This is a genomic window from Stakelama marina, from assembly GCF_018122655.1.
Classification (GTDB): domain Bacteria; phylum Pseudomonadota; class Alphaproteobacteria; order Sphingomonadales; family Sphingomonadaceae; genus Sphingomonas; species Sphingomonas marina.
Genome location: NZ_JAGRQC010000006.1, coordinates 1 through 15219 on the forward strand (window position 1 = coordinate 1; position 15219 = coordinate 15219).

At 60.6% G+C, this 15219-nt stretch carries 16 protein-coding genes and 2 pseudogenes; 7 read left to right on the plus strand and 11 right to left on the minus strand.

Features of this window, described 5'->3' with window-relative positions; translation table 11 throughout:
• The 3 genes and pseudogenes from J7S20_RS15600 to J7S20_RS15610 form a co-directional block, all read right to left on the minus strand.
• Nucleotides 1-172: transposase (locus J7S20_RS15600; RefSeq protein ID WP_284055234.1), on the minus strand; the 172-nt coding region annotated here is incomplete at its 3' end.
• Between the two features lie 198 nt (nucleotides 173-370).
• Nucleotides 371-856: pseudogene (locus tag J7S20_RS15605) on the minus strand (DDE-type integrase/transposase/recombinase); the annotation flags it as partial.
• 39 nt (nucleotides 857-895) lie between these two features.
• Nucleotides 896-1282, minus strand: a complete 387-nt coding sequence (locus tag J7S20_RS15610) for a hypothetical protein (RefSeq protein WP_284055175.1) — start codon at nucleotides 1280-1282, stop codon at nucleotides 896-898.
• Between the two features lie 109 nt (nucleotides 1283-1391).
• Between J7S20_RS15610 and J7S20_RS15615 the strand changes: the two are divergent.
• From J7S20_RS15615 to J7S20_RS15625, 3 genes and pseudogenes are all read left to right on the plus strand, one after another.
• A pseudogene (locus J7S20_RS15615) lies at nucleotides 1392-2158 on the plus strand (IS5 family transposase).
• A 17-nt stretch (nucleotides 2159-2175) separates the two neighbouring features.
• Complete coding sequence (locus tag J7S20_RS15620; protein ID WP_284055176.1) at nucleotides 2176-2616, plus strand: hypothetical protein; 441 nt, start codon at nucleotides 2176-2178, stop codon at nucleotides 2614-2616.
• A gap of 72 nt (nucleotides 2617-2688) precedes the next feature.
• Nucleotides 2689-3156 carry a hypothetical protein gene (locus tag J7S20_RS15625; RefSeq protein ID WP_284055177.1) on the plus strand — a complete coding sequence of 156 codons (468 nt, stop codon included), beginning with the start codon at nucleotides 2689-2691 and terminating at the stop codon, nucleotides 3154-3156.
• 84 nt (nucleotides 3157-3240) lie between these two features.
• On the opposite strand, the gene J7S20_RS15630 is transcribed toward J7S20_RS15625, so the two are convergent.
• Nucleotides 3241-3840, minus strand: a complete 600-nt coding sequence (locus J7S20_RS15630) for an FKBP-type peptidyl-prolyl cis-trans isomerase (RefSeq protein ID WP_284055178.1) — start codon at nucleotides 3838-3840, stop codon at nucleotides 3241-3243.
• Between the two features lie 99 nt (nucleotides 3841-3939).
• On the minus strand, nucleotides 3940-4146 hold the full coding sequence (rpsU, locus tag J7S20_RS15635) for a 30S ribosomal protein S21 (protein WP_055983274.1): 207 nt from the start codon (nucleotides 4144-4146) through the stop codon (nucleotides 3940-3942).
• 231 nt (nucleotides 4147-4377) lie between these two features.
• Between rpsU and J7S20_RS15640 the strand changes: the two genes are divergently transcribed.
• Nucleotides 4378-5667, plus strand: a complete 1290-nt coding sequence (locus tag J7S20_RS15640; protein WP_284055179.1) for a dicarboxylate/amino acid:cation symporter — start codon at nucleotides 4378-4380, stop codon at nucleotides 5665-5667.
• Nucleotides 5668-6181: 514 nt separating this feature from the next.
• On the opposite strand, the gene J7S20_RS15645 is transcribed toward J7S20_RS15640, so the two are convergent.
• The 3 genes from J7S20_RS15645 to J7S20_RS15655 all read right to left on the minus strand — a co-directional run bounded on the left by J7S20_RS15645 (nucleotide 6182) and on the right by J7S20_RS15655 (nucleotide 7117).
• Nucleotides 6182-6400, minus strand: coding sequence for a hypothetical protein (locus J7S20_RS15645; protein WP_284055180.1), 219 nt, complete (start codon nucleotides 6398-6400; stop codon nucleotides 6182-6184).
• Between the two features lie 341 nt (nucleotides 6401-6741).
• Nucleotides 6742-6954, minus strand: a complete 213-nt coding sequence (locus J7S20_RS15650; RefSeq protein ID WP_284055181.1) for a hypothetical protein — start codon at nucleotides 6952-6954, stop codon at nucleotides 6742-6744.
• Nucleotides 6955-6961: 7 nt separating this feature from the next.
• Nucleotides 6962-7117, minus strand: coding sequence for a hypothetical protein (locus J7S20_RS15655; RefSeq protein ID WP_284055182.1), 156 nt, complete (start codon nucleotides 7115-7117; stop codon nucleotides 6962-6964).
• A gap of 157 nt (nucleotides 7118-7274) precedes the next feature.
• On the opposite strand from J7S20_RS15655, the gene J7S20_RS15660 reads away from it, so the two are divergent.
• The 3 genes from J7S20_RS15660 to rfbB all read left to right on the plus strand — a co-directional run bounded on the left by J7S20_RS15660 (nucleotide 7275) and on the right by rfbB (nucleotide 10740).
• On the plus strand, nucleotides 7275-8570 hold the full coding sequence (locus tag J7S20_RS15660; protein ID WP_284055183.1) for an MFS transporter: 1296 nt from the start codon (nucleotides 7275-7277) through the stop codon (nucleotides 8568-8570).
• 174 nt (nucleotides 8571-8744) lie between these two features.
• On the plus strand, nucleotides 8745-9656 hold the full coding sequence (gene rfbA, locus J7S20_RS15665; protein WP_284055184.1) for a glucose-1-phosphate thymidylyltransferase RfbA: 912 nt from the start codon (nucleotides 8745-8747) through the stop codon (nucleotides 9654-9656).
• The gene (gene rfbB / locus J7S20_RS15670; RefSeq protein WP_284055185.1) at nucleotides 9649-10740 is read left to right on the plus strand and encodes a dTDP-glucose 4,6-dehydratase; all 1092 of its coding nucleotides are present in this window, start codon (nucleotides 9649-9651) and stop codon (nucleotides 10738-10740) included. The genes rfbA and rfbB overlap by 8 nt, the downstream gene beginning before the upstream one ends.
• A gap of 24 nt (nucleotides 10741-10764) precedes the next feature.
• Here rfbB and J7S20_RS15675 read toward each other — a convergent pair whose 3' ends face one another.
• The 3 genes from J7S20_RS15675 to J7S20_RS15685 form a co-directional block, all read right to left on the minus strand.
• Nucleotides 10765-11157 carry a response regulator gene (locus J7S20_RS15675; protein WP_284055186.1) on the minus strand — a complete coding sequence of 131 codons (393 nt, stop codon included), beginning with the start codon at nucleotides 11155-11157 and terminating at the stop codon, nucleotides 10765-10767.
• A gap of 65 nt (nucleotides 11158-11222) precedes the next feature.
• Entirely contained in the window at nucleotides 11223-13727 is a 2505-nt protein-coding gene (locus J7S20_RS15680) for an ATP-binding protein (RefSeq protein ID WP_284055187.1), read from the minus strand.
• Between the two features lie 45 nt (nucleotides 13728-13772).
• Nucleotides 13773-15167: an EAL domain-containing protein gene (locus J7S20_RS15685; protein ID WP_347709246.1), complete on the minus strand. Its 1395-nt coding sequence runs from the start codon at nucleotides 15165-15167 to the stop codon at nucleotides 13773-13775.
• Nucleotides 15168-15219: the final 52 nt, after the last annotated feature.

The window sequence follows — 15219 nt, forward strand, 5'->3', positions numbered from 1 at the left end:
TCCTCGGCCCGTAGCAGGCCGGCGCATCGACCCAGCGCCCGCCCGACTTCACCACATGGATGATGCCGCTGATCACGCGTCGATCATCAACCCGGGCGCCCCCGCGCACCTTGTTCGGCAACAGCGGACGAAGCCGCTCAAACTGCGCCTCACTCAACCAAAATTCGCTCAAATCCACGCTCCTGCTCTCACAGAGCTTGAATCACATCCGAGCCGTAAACTGAACCTCACTTATAGGTCCTGACCCTAGATCAAGGAATTTGGGTTCCGGTTTAATCGCTGGAATGATCCGGTCTCGATGTGCCGGGCGCTGATTTCGACTTCCCGGCCGTTGAACCGCCCCGAGATTGCCGAGGCCGTTTGGCTTGAGTTATACTGCGATGGGTGTGTCGTCCAGCATGGCGTAGTATTGTTCGTCGGCTTCGGCGGGCGGGATATTGCCGATCGGCTCGAGCAACCGCCTGTTGTTGAACCAGTCCACCCATTCAAGTGTGGCATATTCGACGGCTTCGGACGAGCGCCATGGTCCGCGCCGGTGGATGACCTCGGCTTTGTAGAGTCGGTTGATGGTCTCGGCCAAGGCGTTGTCATAGCTGTCGCCGACGCTGCCCACCGAGGGCTCGATCCCGGCCTCGGCAAGGCGCCCGGCGTATTTGATTGAGACATACTGGCTGACGCAGTCGGCGTGATGGATGAGGCCACCACGATGGACCGGGCGACGATCGTGGATGGCTTGCTCGAGGGCATCCAGAACGAAGCTGGTGTGGGCTGTTCTGCTAACCCGCCAGCCCAAGATGTAGCGGGCATAGACGTCGATCACGAAGGCGACATAGACGAACCCCGCCCAGGTCGCGACTTAGGCCGTGAACCCATAAACAGTTAACGGTCGTTGACCTCAGCAGTCATTTTCCTGCTTCTTCGATGCCGCACGTAGAGCATCTCGTCGCTCCATGAATGGCTGTAGCAGCGTGGTGTAATCTCTAAACGACAGAGCAAACGACACGGCGAATGCTACGCCCAACGCGATGAAGAACGCTCCGTAGTCGGCAGTGGCGATGACCTGGTAGATGCCGTACGCGCCAGCCGCCCCGAAAGCGATAAGCGTCGCTGCCTGCGCAATTGCCTGACGTCGCTCGAAAGCGGCAATGACGGCATCGTATTCCTCGGCGGAAACAGGAGCACTGTATTTTGATCGGGGTGGCTGGAATACGATGTTGCCGTCAGCGCCCGTACGAAAGTTCGCTTCGAAGCGGTCAATAAGGTCTTGTCTTCGAAGGAACACGCGCAGCCCTCAATCACTATCCGCATATCTTGCCACGGCTTGTTCGACACCGCCACGCTTAGATCTCTGCGCACTTTCAATTGGCGCAAATTTCTGATTCACGCTTGCCATGAGCCGATATGACCTAACCGATTTCGAGTGGCGTGTGATCGAACCCCTGTTGCCCAATAAGCCGCGAGGCGTGCCCCGTGTTGATGACCGGCGTGTGCTGAATGGTATCTTCTGGGTGCTGCGGTCGGGAGCGCCATGGCGTGACCTGCCGGAACGCTATGGTCCGCGCACGACATGCTACAACCGCTTCGTGCGATGGCGAAAGGCCGGCGTGTGGGATCGGATGATGGACGCCATCACCGCCGCTCATGATGGTGACGTCCAGATGATCGACAGCACTTCCGTTCGTGCCCATCAACAGGCCGCGACGGCAAAAAGGGGGATCGAGATCATTGTCTCGGTCGCTCCCGAGGCGGACTTACGACCAAAATCCACGTGGTCGTCGACGGGCAAGGCCTCCCGATCCGACTAAGCCTTACCGCTGGGTAAAGTCATGATGGGCAAGCTGCTAACGATCTGCTCGACCATGTTGGCCCTGGAACAATAGTGCTGGCCGATAAGGCCTATGATGCTGACCACATCCGGACCACTCTCCGGGAGAAGGGAGCGTTTGCCAACATCCCGCCCAAGGCGAACCGGCGATCCAAACCCTACTTCAGCACGTGGCTCTACCGCGAACGGAACCTGATCGAACGCTTCTTCTCCAAGCTGAAGCACTTCCGTCGCGTTGCCACACGCTACGACAAGCTGTCCGAAAACTTTCTCGCCATGGTCCAACTCGCCTCAATGCGGCTGTGGCTCCGCGTTTATGAGTCTACGGCCTAAAACGCTCAAGCTCGCTGGTGAACCTGCTTCAGCGCAGCAGCCAGCTAAATGAAGGCATTAGTGAATATTACGGCTACCGTGTGCTCGTGGCACGCAATCTCGCGGCGATTTTCCATGAGCTGCACGCAGCCGGGCATCACATGATCGACTTAGAGCCGGCCAATCTGCACTTCTACCCCGCCACGGGTTGGATTGCGATTGTCGACACCGACGGCTTCAGCATTTCAAGGCCGTTCGGGCGAAACGGTGCCAGCATGGTGAGGGACGATTATATCGCTCCCGCAAGCTATGACCGGAAAGCGGAAAAGCTAGGTGAACCGCAAAACCGCTTCGCGCTGGCGGTCATCATCTTACAGACGCTGAACAACGGCATTCACCCTTTTTCCGGGACCAGCGAAGAAGGCTTCAGCCATCCTTCGGACATCCAGACGCGTATCCGTAAGGGGCTTTATGCATAAGGCGCCGCGTCGCAAGGCGAGGTCGCGCCGGCGATTGCAAGCGTTCACAAAGCGTTCCGGCGCAACACCCAGATGCTGTTCGACCGTTCGTTCCTGCCAGTCCATCGTCGTCCGACCGCGCAGCAATGGCGCGATCATATCTGCGAGCTAGTGGCGGCGGGGATCGACTTTCTCTCGCCGCAACCGATCATCCCGCTGCCGACCGGGACCGTGATCGCGCAGTCGGATTTCGAAGATATCGACGCCGTGGGTCGGGGCACCTTTGCCAAGGTACGTCTCTATTCGGTAGCGCCGTTCGACCAAAGTATATCGGGCTTGGTGCGCAGCGGCCCGGACGAGTTGTTCGAGGTGATCAGATATTGCCTGCAGTTGAGGAGCTGTCTGGCATTTCAGATGCGTCTTCGCTCGATGACAAGGCCTGGCTCTACGTGCCGCGCGGCAGCGGCGGGAACGCCATATCAAAAGCGACGGCCTTCGCCCGTTGAAGCCCGCCCCCAATCCATTGGCAGCGGCAATATTCGGCTAAGCACTCAGGAATAGATGCGAAGGGCGCTGACGTTCGGCGCGCCCTGACAGGCGGTTCCGGCTTTGGGCCGATATACGGGTGCGAAAACTCGGACGAGATTATTGGTTCGGCGCACCACCCGGCGCCGCGCCGGCACCACCCGGCATGCCGCCCTGCATCTGCATCTGCATCATGCGCTGGTACATCTGCTGCGGGATGAATTCGAGCAGCTCCACATCGAACACGAGCATCGCGTCGTTGGGGATGGTGTTGGGGTCGGGCGACTTCGAGCCATAGGCCTGGTCGGCCGGAATCCAGAAACGGTATTTGGCGCCCTTGCTCATCAGCTTCATGCCCTCGCTGAAGCCGGGAATGACGCCGTTGACGGGCATCGGGGTCGGCTGCTGCGACTGGTCGAACACCGTGCCGTCGCGCAGCTTTCCGGTATAGTTGATGAGCGCGACATCGTCGTCGGTCGGATGCGCCCCCTCGCCCTTCTGCAGAACCTTGTACTGCAGGCCCGACGGTGTCGTTTCAACACCCGGCTGTTTGGCGTGCCACGCCAGGAATTGCGCATCGCTGCCCTGCGTCGCGATCGTCTCGGCAGTGCCGCGCCATGCGAGCAGCAACGCCGCCGCCACCGCGACGATGACACCGAGCCAGAGCCAGACGAGATAGCTGCGCTTGACGGGCTGGATCGGAACGGCGGTGACGGACATAAGCAGGATTCCCGGCGAGAGGATGCGACCGGCACGGCCGGCCGCGCTAACTTCTCATAATTCGCGGCGAAACTTCACGAAAGTTTCGCCGCAGCGCAATTACCGTGCGCCGTCGCGCTCGGCACGCTTGCGCTCGAGCTTGCGGGCACGACGAATGGCCGCCGCACGCTCACGCGCGCGCTTCTCGCTGGGCTTTTCATAATGACGGCGCAGCTTCATCTCGCGATAAACGCCCTCACGCTGCAGCTTCTTCTTGAGCGCCCGCAGCGCCTGGTCGACGTTATTGTCGCGTACGATGATTTGCATAAGGCCGTCTGAACTCCGAATTCATCTATTGCATTAGAAATGGCCGCAGGAACCGAATAGTTCCGCGGCGTATGGCGCGCCTATATCAGGCGAATCCCTTTTCCACAAGCGCCGACGCGTTCAGATGCGCAAAAATCGCTCGGCAATACCGGCAACGCCGCGCGCGCATCAGATCGCGCTTGCCCCGTCCGATGCTGCATATAGGGTCGCGCCAGGAATGAAAGGGGCAGGATGATCGCGACCGACACCGTCAGGGGCCAACGGCGCCCCTTCTGGACACATCTGTACGTTCAGGTGCTGATCGCGATCGCGCTCGGCGCGCTGGTCGGACAGATCTGGCCCGACACCGGTGCGGCGCTGAAACCGCTCGGCGACGCATTCATCAAACTGGTCAAGATGATCATCGCACCGGTGATTTTCCTCACGCTCGTCACCGGCATCGCCGGCATCCGCGACCTCGGCGAGGTCGGGCGAGTGGCGTTGAAGGCGTTCGTCTATTTCCTGTTCTTCTCCACGCTCGCGCTCATCATCGGGCTGATCGTCGCCAACACCGTGCAGCCGGGTGCGAGCCTCCATATCGACCCCGCCTCGCTCGATCCCGGCTCTGTCGCCGATTATGCGAGCAAAGCGCACGACGTCACGCTGACCGGCTTCCTGCTCGGCATCATTCCCGATTCGCTGCTCTCGCCGCTCGTCGGCGACAATATCCTGCAGGTCTTGCTTATTTCGATCCTGACCGGGGTGGCACTGGTCTTGATCGGCGAACCCGGCCAGCCGATCCTCGCCATGCTCGAACGCATCTCGGCCGTGGTGTTCCGCATCGTCGGCCTGCTGATGCGGCTTGCCCCCATCGGCGCGTTCGGTGCGATCGCCTTCACCGTCGGCAATTACGGCGTTGCAAGCCTCGCCGAGCTCGTCGGCCTATTCTATCTGACTGCCATCATGTTCGTCGTGATCGTGCTGGGCACCGTCGCTCGGCTGGCGGGCTTTTCGATCTTCAAGCTCATCCGCTACCTGCGCGCCGAATTGCTGCTCGTGCTCGGCACCTCGTCTTCCGAGGCCGCGCTTCCCGCGCTGATCGAGAAGATGGAGGATGCCGGATGCGACAAGACGGTGGTCGGGCTCGTCGTTCCCACCGGCTACAGCTTCAACCTCGACGGCACCAACATCTATATGACGCTGGCAGCGCTGTTCATCGCGCAGGCGACCGGCATCGATCTGTCGATTGGCGAACAGCTCGCGCTGCTCGCCGTGGCGATGCTGTCTTCCAAGGGCGCGGCAGGCGTTACCGGCGCCGGGTTCATCACGCTCGCCGCGACGCTCTCGATCGTGCCGACGGTGCCGGTCGCAGGCATGGCGCTGATCCTCGGCATCGACCGGTTCATGAGCGAATGCCGCAGCCTGACCAATTTCATCGGCAATGCGGTCGCCACGGTTGTAGTAGCCAAATGGGAGGGCCAGCTGGACCCGAAGCGCCTGCGCGCAGCACTCGACGGCAGGACCGAAGAAGACTGGGAATAAGGGAGGCGGCTAGTCCTGCTGAACGATCACCCTGTCCTCTCTTCCCACACGTACCCAGCGCCGTTTTTCGATACGCCGCATCTTCACGCCGCAATATCGGCATTGGCGGAAAAGCTCGCCGTCCTCTCGATACGTCCGGTCCATGGCCCGCTGATGCTGGCCCTTTGCGCAACGCAATAATCCTGCGGCACGTCGCAACATAGAAAATCGAAACCCTTAGAACTATTTGCAGCCTTGAAGGCAGGCCGCCCGGAATACGCCACACTGCGACCTATGCAATCCGTAAAATATCCAGTCACGACTCACGCCTGCGACCCGCCGCCATGGTTCGCTCCGTTGGATGCCGCGGAATCCTTACCGCTATTGGCCGTCGAACACAGCGACGTTCCGCATCGGCAATGACGAGGCATCGCCTCCGATGGACATGAAAAACCCCGCATCCGACAAAATCTTGCCGGATCCGGGGCCAGTCAGATGCGAGCGGCAAAAGCCACCCGGCATGTCAGGTCAGGAATCAGCCGGGACTGTCCGCATTTCCATTGTTATCAACGGCAATGATGACGCCGCCGGCGACGATGCCTGCGCCAAGCACCAGCGGAATGATCGCGCCACTCGCCAGCTTGCTCTTCTTGTCCACCTTGGTCGAATGACGGACCTGCGAGGTGGCGACCTTTGCCTGCGGAAGCGCGGAGCTTGCCCGGGTCGCTTCACCCGCCATCGCCGCGCTAGACATTGCGAGACCCGCCATCGCGCCTATCGTGATACCTGTTCGAAAGATGTTCATACTGCCTCCCTTGTTGGCTTAAACCTATCAGTCGACGGTTCGCACATGGAACGACCGCCCTCTCCTAAACTGCCTCCCGAATATGCCCTTTTTACCTGGCGAATATTCAGGGGATAAATCGGTTGCGCGATTAGCGCACACCATCGGCCAATATTCAACGGAAAAAACTAACACGGCCTCGCCGTTAATTGCGAGGCATCCGTTGGCACAACTTGAGAGACATATGTCAGCTATTGGGGCCGTATCGGATCAAATTGTGCTGATCGGTCAAAATGGCAGCCCCAGGCCAATCAGCCAGGGCTGTCGGCCGTACCGTCATCGCCGGTCACAGCAAGGACCAGGCCGCCGATGACCGCAGCCGTAGCAAGGCCCACCGGAACGATCGCGCCCGATGTCAGCTTGCTCTTCTTTTCGACATGCTGCGAATGGCGAACATTCGATGTCGCAACCTGGCTGTTGGCCGGCGGCAGCGCATCGGCAGCGCGGGTAGTCTCTGCAGCCATGGCAGCACTAGAAACGCACAAACCAGCGGCGGCGCCAATTGTCATGAGTGAGCGAAAACTCTTCATTGCCGTCTCCGTTAAAAATCTCGACACGAAGGCTGAGCAGTGCGCCCGCCTTCAGATCGCGTCCCGCCGCTGATTTCGCCGGGAACACGAACGCCACCAACCAACGACGCCCACGATTGTTCAATCGAAACCGGACTTATCGTGAGCCGGCGGCAGATTCGGCCGTGACAGACGTCGGCGGCCCCACTCGATACTTGTTGCAATCGGCGCAACAGTCCTACCGTTGCGCCGATTGCTTTGGGGGGAGGGAGACGATGAATTTCACCAGCAACGCACCACTGGCGCCCGCCCGGCTGCGGTCGATCATCGGCGGGTCGGCGGGCAATCTGGTCGAATGGTATGACTGGTACGCCTATGCGGCCTTCGCGATCTATTTCGCGCCGCATTTCTTTCCCGAAGGCGACCGCACCGTCCAGTTGATGAGTACCGCAGCGGTATTCGCGCTTGGCTTTTTCATGCGCCCGATCGGCGGGTGGCTGATGGGCATTTATTCGGACAATAAAGGGCGCAAGGCGGGGCTGACGCTCTCTGTGACGCTGATGTGCTTCGGATCGCTGATTATCGCGGTCACCCCCGATTATGGCGCGATCGGCGTGGCGGCACCTGCACTGCTGCTGGTCGCGCGACTGCTGCAAGGCCTGTCGGTCGGCGGCGAATATGGTGCGAGCGCGACCTATCTGTCCGAAATCGCCACGCGCAAGCGGCGTGGGTTTTACGCATCCTTTCAATATGTAACGCTGATTTCCGGGCAACTGGTCGCGCTGCTGGTGCTCGTCATCCTGCAGGCGGTGCTGAGCGAAGCGGCACTGGATGGATGGGGCTGGCGTGTGCCGTTCGCGATCGGCGGCGTACTCGCGATCAGCGTGTATTTTCTGCGCCGGGGGCTGATCGAGACCGAGAGTTTCCGCAATGTCGAGCGCGAAAGCGCGCCGAAATCGGGATTTCTGTCGCTGGTCGCCCAGCATCCGGGCGAAGCCGTAACGGTGTTGCTGCTGACCGCGGGCGGCACGCTCGCCTTTTACGCATACGCGATCTACATGCAGAAATTCCTCGTCAATACGAGCGGATTCGACCGCGAGACCGCATCGGCGATCAGTGCAGGGTCGCTGTTCGTTTTCATGTGCCTGCAACCCGCCATCGGCGCGCTTTCCGATCGGGTCGGGCGCAAGACAGTCATGTCGGCTTTCGGTATATTGGGCGTGATCTTCACCTACCCGATCTTCACCACGCTGGAGACGGTGCGCAGCCCATGGGCGGCGTTCGCGATCGCCACCGGCGCGCTGGCGATCGTCAGCGGCTATTCGGCGATTTCGGGCCTCGTGAAGGCCGAGTTGTTCCCGACGCATATTCGCGCACTTGGCGTTGCCCTTCCCTATGCCATCGCTAACGCGATCTTTGGCGGCACCGCAGAATATGTCGCGCTATGGCTGAAGAACGAAGGCTGGGAGCGCGGATTCTACTGGTATGTAACCGCAATGATCGGCGTGTCGCTGGTCACCTATCTGACCATGAAGGACACGGCAAAGCACAGCCGGATATTGGAAGATTGAACGCGCGAGCGGCGGTTGTCGACGCGTTCATTTGCCAATATCCGTTCACTCCGCCTTCCGGTTCGGCCACCGCTCCCGCGATACACGCTTTTTTCAGACGATGGCGCCATGATTGCGGCTTGACTGTTTGGGGGAACGCTATGCCGCAGGGTCGGCTGAGATATCCGGGGGCGGATGATGGTTAGCGCGCGCAAGGGGATCCTGCTCGCGGGGGGCTCGGCGACGCGGCTGTACCCGTTGACGCTGCGCGTATCGAAGCAGTTGATGCCGGTCTATGACAAGCCGATGATCTATTACCCGCTGACGGTCCTGATGATGGCCGGTATCCGCGAGGTGCTGATCATCACGACCCCGCACGATCAGCCGGCATTCCAGGCACTGCTCGGCGACGGGTCGCAATGGGGCATGGCGCTCGAATATGCCGAACAGCCCGCACCCGAGGGACTGGCCCATGCCTTTCTGATCGGCGAAGAGTTTCTGGCCGGCGGACCGTCGGCGATGATCCTCGGCGACAATATCTTTTACGGAAACCGCCTGACGCAAATGCTGCGCTCGGCCGATGGGCGCAGCGATGGCGCGACCATCTTCGGTTATACGGTCGCCAATCCGAGCGATTACGGCGTGGTCGCCTTCGACGATAGCGGGCGGGCGCTGTCGCTGGAGGAGAAGCCTTTGGCGCCCAAGTCCGATTGCGCCGTGACCGGCCTGTATTTCTATGACGGCGACGCACCGCGGCTTGCCGCCGATATCGGCAAGTCGGCGCGCGGCGAATATGAGATCACCTGCCTGAACCGCCGCTACCTCGAAGCCGGCAAGCTCCATGTCGAACGGATGGGGCGCGGGTTTGCCTGGCTAGACACCGGCACGCACAGTTCGCTGCTCGATGCGGGATTGTTCGTCCGCATTACCGAGGACCGACAGGGCCTGAAGATCAGCTGCCCGGAGGAAGTCGCATGGCGGCAGGGATTTATCGATGATGACGCGCTCGAAACACTCGCCGCGCCGCTCGTCAAAAGCGGTTATGGCAATTATCTGATGCGCCAGCTCGCCAGCGGCCGAAGCGATCCGGACATGCTCTATGGCTAGGCTGCTGGTAACGGGCGGCGCCGGCTTTATCGGCGCGAATTTCGTGCGATACTGGCAGGGCACGCGCCCGGGCGACGACATCACCGTGCTCGACGCACTGACCTACGCCGGCAGGCGCGACAACCTGCCCGACGGCCAGAGCGTGCGCTTCGTCCATGGCAGCATCAACGACGGCACGCTCGTCGAACGCTTGATGCGCGATTTCGATATCGACACGATCGTGCATTTCGCTGCCGAAAGCCATGTCGATCGCTCGATCAGCGACCCCGATGCGTTTATAGCGACCAACGTGATGGGCACCCAGACGATGCTCAGGGTTGCAAAACAGGTCTGGCTCGATGGCAGCGGCAAGCCGCACCGGTTCCACCACATCTCCACCGACGAGGTATATGGCACGCTCGGCCGTGACGAGCCCGCCTTCACCGAAGAGGCGCAATATGCACCGAACTCGCCCTATGCCGCGTCCAAGGCGGCGTCGGATCATCTCGTTCGCGCCTTTCACCGGACCTATGGACTGCAGGTCACCACGAGCAACTGTTCGAACAATTTCGGGCCGTATCAGCACCCCGAAAAGCTTATCCCGTTGTTCCTCTCGAACGCGCTGTCGGGCCTTCCGCTACCGATTTACGGCGACGGAATGAATGTTCGCGACTGGCTGTTCGTCGGCGATCACTGCGAGGGTATCGGGTGCATTCTCGACGATGGAGAGATAGGCGAAACCTATAATATCGGCGGCGGAACCGAGGTTCCCAACCTGGTCGTGATCGAAGCGATCTGCGATTTCGTCGACCGGAGCTTCGCCGAGGACCGCGCGATGGCGCTCCACTTTCCCGACGCGCCCGCCGCGAGCGGACAACCGACGGCGATCCTCAAACGGTTCGTTACCGACCGCCCGGGCCATGACCGCCGCTACGCGATCAACGCCGCCAAGATCGAAGGCGCGCTAGGCTTTCGCCCGGGCCATGATTTCGAGACGGCTCTGGCGCTGACCTGTCGCTGGTACATCGACAACCCGGCATGGTGGGGACACCTGGCCGAGAAATTGCACCGGGTCAGACAGCGGGTCAGACAGCGGGTCGGCTAGCAAGCCTGTGCGGGCACGCCGAGGCTAGAGCAGCATTGCCCCCTCGCCGCCCTTCTTCGCGAGAATGGCGCCGATCGCGTCGAACAGCGCATCCATCGCCACGGGCTTGAACAGCACTTCGTCCGCCCCGGCCTTCATGCAGCGCTCTTTGAGATCGACCGCGGTGTCGGCGGTGACGACGATGATCGGCAATTCAGCCTTTTCATCTTCACGCGCCCGGATGCGGCTGATCGCTTCGAACCCGTCCATCCCCGGCATCCGCAGATCGACCAGAATGACATCGAAATCCTCGCGGTCGATGCGCTCGAGCCCTACTTCGGCCCGGTCCGCCTCTTCCATGTTCGCGCCGGCGACGTCGAGCATGTCACGCACGACCCGCCGGTTCATCGGATCATCCTCGATGAACAAAACCCTCATTGGCGGTACTCCACCGCACAGAGGCAACACCTGTTCTTGATACGCATAATCAGTTCGCTATTGCCTTATGCCGCTCGCGACACAAGAGGCGGATTGTCCTGTGATTCGTCATTGCCGCCAAACAGCCGCTGCGCGAGCGCGGCGCCGGCGATCGGTTTTTCGATCAAGTGCTTGATGCCGCTGGACTCGATCGCGGCGCGGGTAGCCGCATCGGGCGATTTCCACAACACCGCAACGACCGAAGATTTTTTTTGCGCAGCATCGGCGATGTCCGAAAGCGCGGCGAACGCACCATTTTCATCCTGCGAAACCGTCGCTTCGTCGATCAGTACGCAGGCGTAGTTGTGCGCAGCAACCGCCTCGCAGGCTTCGGCGGCGGTTCCGGCGAAATCGACCGCACCGGCACGCGGTTCGAGCAGCGCCTTCAGCATGCTTCGCGCGATCGGGTTGCGGTCGAGGATCAGCAACCCCGCATCCTCAGTCGGTTCGCCGCGCTGCTGCGTCGCCCCTGCAGGCGCGGCAACGCGGACCAGCGGAAGGTCGATGGTGAACACCGCCCCCTCGCCCGGCACGCTTTCGACCGAAATATCGCCGCCCAGCGCCATCGACAGGTTCCGGCAAATCGATAGCCCAAGCCCCGTGCCGCCATATTGCCGCGTGGTCCCGGCATCGACCTGTTTGAACGATTCGAAAATCTCTGCCTGCTTCTCTTCGGGAATACCGATCCCGCTGTCGGACACGGCGATTTTCAGCCGCTCGCCGTCTTCGCCCTGTTCGGCCCAGGCGCGCAAGCCGACCGAGCCTTCCTGGGTGAATTTGAGCGCGTTCGACAGCAGGTTGAAGATCACCTGGCGCAAGCGGCTGGGATCGCTTTCGATCCACTGCGGCGCTCCATCCAGATCGAGATCGAAGCCCAGACCGCGGCCCCGCGCCTGCTCTTCCCACATCCGCGAGACCTCGCGGAGCGTTTCGGCAAGATTCATCGGCACCTGCTCGACGGTCATGTTGCCCGTCTCCATCTTGGCCACGTCGAGAATATCGTCGACCAGCGAACGCATGGTCGTTCCCGCACCATGCACGACGCCGAGCCGTTCGCGCACCGTCTCGGGCAGCGAAGCATCGCGGAGCATGACCTGCGTCATGCCCAGAATACCGTTGAGCGGGGTACGAATTTCATGGCTGGTAGTGGCGAGGAATTCGGTCTTCGCCGCCAGCGCGCGTTCCAGCGCGACATTGCTGGCCGCCAGATTGGTGTTGGCCGCGCGCACCTCGTTGCGGCTGCGCCGGATCGTGACAAGGCCGAAGCTGAGCATCCCGATCAGGATCAGCGTGGCGCCGCCGATACTGATGAACAGGATACGCTGAAACCGGGCCTGTGCACGTTCATATTCGACATTGCGGCGCAGTTCCTCCGCCTTCAGCTTGGCAATGCGCAGTTCCTGATTCTTGTAATCGAAACGCGCAGCCGCCAGCGCAGCGTTGGTCGAAGATGCGACCTTGGTAGCCTTGTCGGTAATCCGCTTGAGCATTTCGAGGTGTTGCAGCGCAAGATGGCTATCACCTGTTGCTGCATAGATTTGATATGCAATGTGGTGCGCGTCGCGATACTCGGCGGAAGCATCATTTGGATCTATGTGCTGAAAGGCACTGGAGATTAGTCTTTTTGCCTTTGTTATATTTTTTCGCGCGAATGCGATTCGTGCTTCGGTTACTACTAGAACCCATCTGTAAAGGCGCGTTTCGGGCTGATCGGTAAGAGAGAGCCCCTTGTTGAGCGTCCGCTCAGCCTCATCATATCGGTCGGCTTCAACTTGCGCGCGAGCTAGGTTTCCAAGCACCCTGACCTGCATCACGGCGCTCTCAATCTTCTTGGCGTTGCCGAGCGCCTTGCGATATTGTTCGATCGCTCCGTCATACTGCTCAAGTTGCAGCAAGACATTCCCCAGATTATTCTGTTGGGTTAGGTCGATCAGGGCATCGCCATGATAGACATCGCCAGCCTGACGATAATATTTCGCCGCCTGCTGATTGTCGTTCGCATATTCGTAGAGCATGGCGATCATCTGCAGCGCCTTGGCCTGGCTCCTGCGATCGTCTACCTGCTGGAATATGCGGAAAGCTTCATGAGCGCTGGCCAATGCCTTGGCCGGTTCATTGTTATCCATTTCCAGGAAAACGAGCGACAGGAGCAGGTCACCGCGCAACTTGAGCGGCCGGTCGATGTTCGCAATGCGTTTTAGAGCGCTTTCGATGAAGGGCCGCGCCTTGCTCTCGGCATTCGTCCGCAAATATGCTTCGGCGCGCAGCCACTGAGCGGTTGCCAGCGTAAAGTTTTTCTCTTCCGAATCGCCCGGCATCGACTTCGCGAAACGTTCTGCCGCTTTTGCGGATTCCTGCGCCTCGCGCGGATTATACACCATTTGCCGCTTAGCGGCGGCGATCTGCTGCCGCACCCCGACCGGAAAGGCAGGATCGGCAGCCAGCGCAACGCCTGGTGCGACGCAAGCGAAGGAAATCGTAAAGATCACCAGCGCCAGCAACCACCGGTAATGGGGCGAGATCAACCTCATATGCGGTATCGTTACCGTGGGTAAATTAATTCCGCGCTAACCGGCTCAGGCGCGCTTCCAAAATCCCTCTCGACCGGCAAACGAAGGCCGGCGAACCGCGGTGGCAGCAAGATGCGCATCTTCATCGAGATAGGTCATGAACGCATCGAACCCGATCGGCCGGCTGATCAGATAGCCCTGAACCAGATCGCAACCCATGACACCAAGCAGCGCAAGCGCCGCGGACGTTTCGACACCTTCGGCGGTCACCTGCATTTCCATCGCGTGCGCAAGGTCAATGGTCGAGCGAACGATGAGTGGATCACGGTTGCTGCTGGTGAGCTGCGTTACGAAAAGCTTGTCGATTTTCAATTCGCTAGCAGGCAGTTGCTTGAGATAGGCGAGCGACGAGAGACCGGCGCCGTAGTCGTCGATCGCCAACGGCACGCCGATCGCAGCGATTTCCTGAAGGTGGCGCAGGGCAATCTCGGGATCGCGGATCACGGCGGTCTCGGTGATTTCAAACCCGATCCGGGCATCGCATTCGCGGATGATCCGGCAAGCATGCGCGACGAATTCAGCATCGGCCAGCAGGACGCCGGAGATGTTGATGAAGATCGGAAAATCATATCCCGCCCGAACCAGCTTCTGCTGGTCGGCGATCACGCGCTTCAACGTCCAGATCGTGAGTTCGCCGATTTCCCCTCCCTTTTCCGCGGACGAGATGAAGTCGCCGGGGAGGATGAGACCGCGCGTCGGATGTTGCCAGCGGATCAGGGCCTCGGCGCTTGCCACTTCCTGCTGACGAATATGTACCTTGGGCTGATATTGGACGAAAAGCTCGCCCGCGCGCAGCGCTCGCGGCAGATCTCGCGCGAGCGCCGAGCGGTCGAAATCGAACTCGCCCTCAATCAGGTCGTGGACAACAAGCCCGCCGCCGCGTCGCGCCTGGTCGAGCGCGCGCTCGGCAACCTCGATTACCCGAACAGCCTCCACGTCGATGGCGGGGGCGGAACATGCGCCGATGCGAACGCTCAACATGTGATGTTCGCCGTCGATCAGGAACGGTTCGTTGAAAAGCGATTCGATGCGCCGGATCGCGTCTCCGGCCTTTTCCCGTTCATCGAAGCACAACTCGACTTCCAGAAGCGTCCGCGCGACAACCGTGGTCCGCTGGTCCGGAAACGAGGCGGCAATCCTGTCGGCCATGTCGAACACGACATTGTTGGCCCGGTTCACGCCGAGGTGACGGCGAAGCGGCGCGAAGTTGGCGATATCGACGAGGCACAATGCTCGCCAGAAACGGGCCTCGGGCAGACCCGGCTCGTCATTTCCAGAGCGTGGGGCAGCCGCATCCACAGCGCCGCACGCCGCCGATAGCGCATCAGGATTGCGGCGTGCCGACCCGATTTCGCCAGGGCGTCTGCCAGCAGACTGAGGATAATGCTCCGGTACCATCATCGACCAACCTAGATCGCGACCTTGAACGAAGCGTTAAATCGGCATCGGGGCC

Excerpts from the sequence above, each read along its gene's own strand:
- rfbB (WP_284055185.1), top strand. The coding sequence starts at position 9,649 with ATGGCTAGGCTGCTGGTAACGGGCGGCGCCGGCTTTATCGGCGCGAAT.
- rfbA (WP_284055184.1), top strand. The coding sequence starts at position 8,745 with ATGATGGTTAGCGCGCGCAAGGGGATCCTGCTCGCGGGGGGCTCGGCG.
- rpsU (WP_055983274.1), bottom strand. The coding sequence starts at position 4,146 with ATGCAAATCATCGTACGCGACAATAACGTCGACCAGGCGCTGCGGGCG.
- J7S20_RS15625 (WP_284055177.1), top strand. The coding sequence starts at position 2,689 with ATGCTGTTCGACCGTTCGTTCCTGCCAGTCCATCGTCGTCCGACCGCG.
- J7S20_RS15630 (WP_284055178.1), bottom strand. The coding sequence starts at position 3,840 with ATGTCCGTCACCGCCGTTCCGATCCAGCCCGTCAAGCGCAGCTATCTC.
- J7S20_RS15675 (WP_284055186.1), bottom strand. The coding sequence starts at position 11,157 with ATGAGGGTTTTGTTCATCGAGGATGATCCGATGAACCGGCGGGTCGTG.
- J7S20_RS15640 (WP_284055179.1), top strand. The coding sequence starts at position 4,378 with ATGATCGCGACCGACACCGTCAGGGGCCAACGGCGCCCCTTCTGGACA.
- J7S20_RS15645 (WP_284055180.1), bottom strand. The coding sequence starts at position 6,400 with ATGTCTAGCGCGGCGATGGCGGGTGAAGCGACCCGGGCAAGCTCCGCG.
- J7S20_RS15660 (WP_284055183.1), top strand. The coding sequence starts at position 7,275 with ATGAATTTCACCAGCAACGCACCACTGGCGCCCGCCCGGCTGCGGTCG.
- J7S20_RS15650 (WP_284055181.1), bottom strand. The coding sequence starts at position 6,954 with ATGGCTGCAGAGACTACCCGCGCTGCCGATGCGCTGCCGCCGGCCAAC.
- J7S20_RS15680 (WP_284055187.1), bottom strand. The coding sequence starts at position 13,727 with ATGAGGTTGATCTCGCCCCATTACCGGTGGTTGCTGGCGCTGGTGATC.
- J7S20_RS15685 (WP_347709246.1), bottom strand. The coding sequence starts at position 15,167 with ATGATGGTACCGGAGCATTATCCTCAGTCTGCTGGCAGACGCCCTGGC.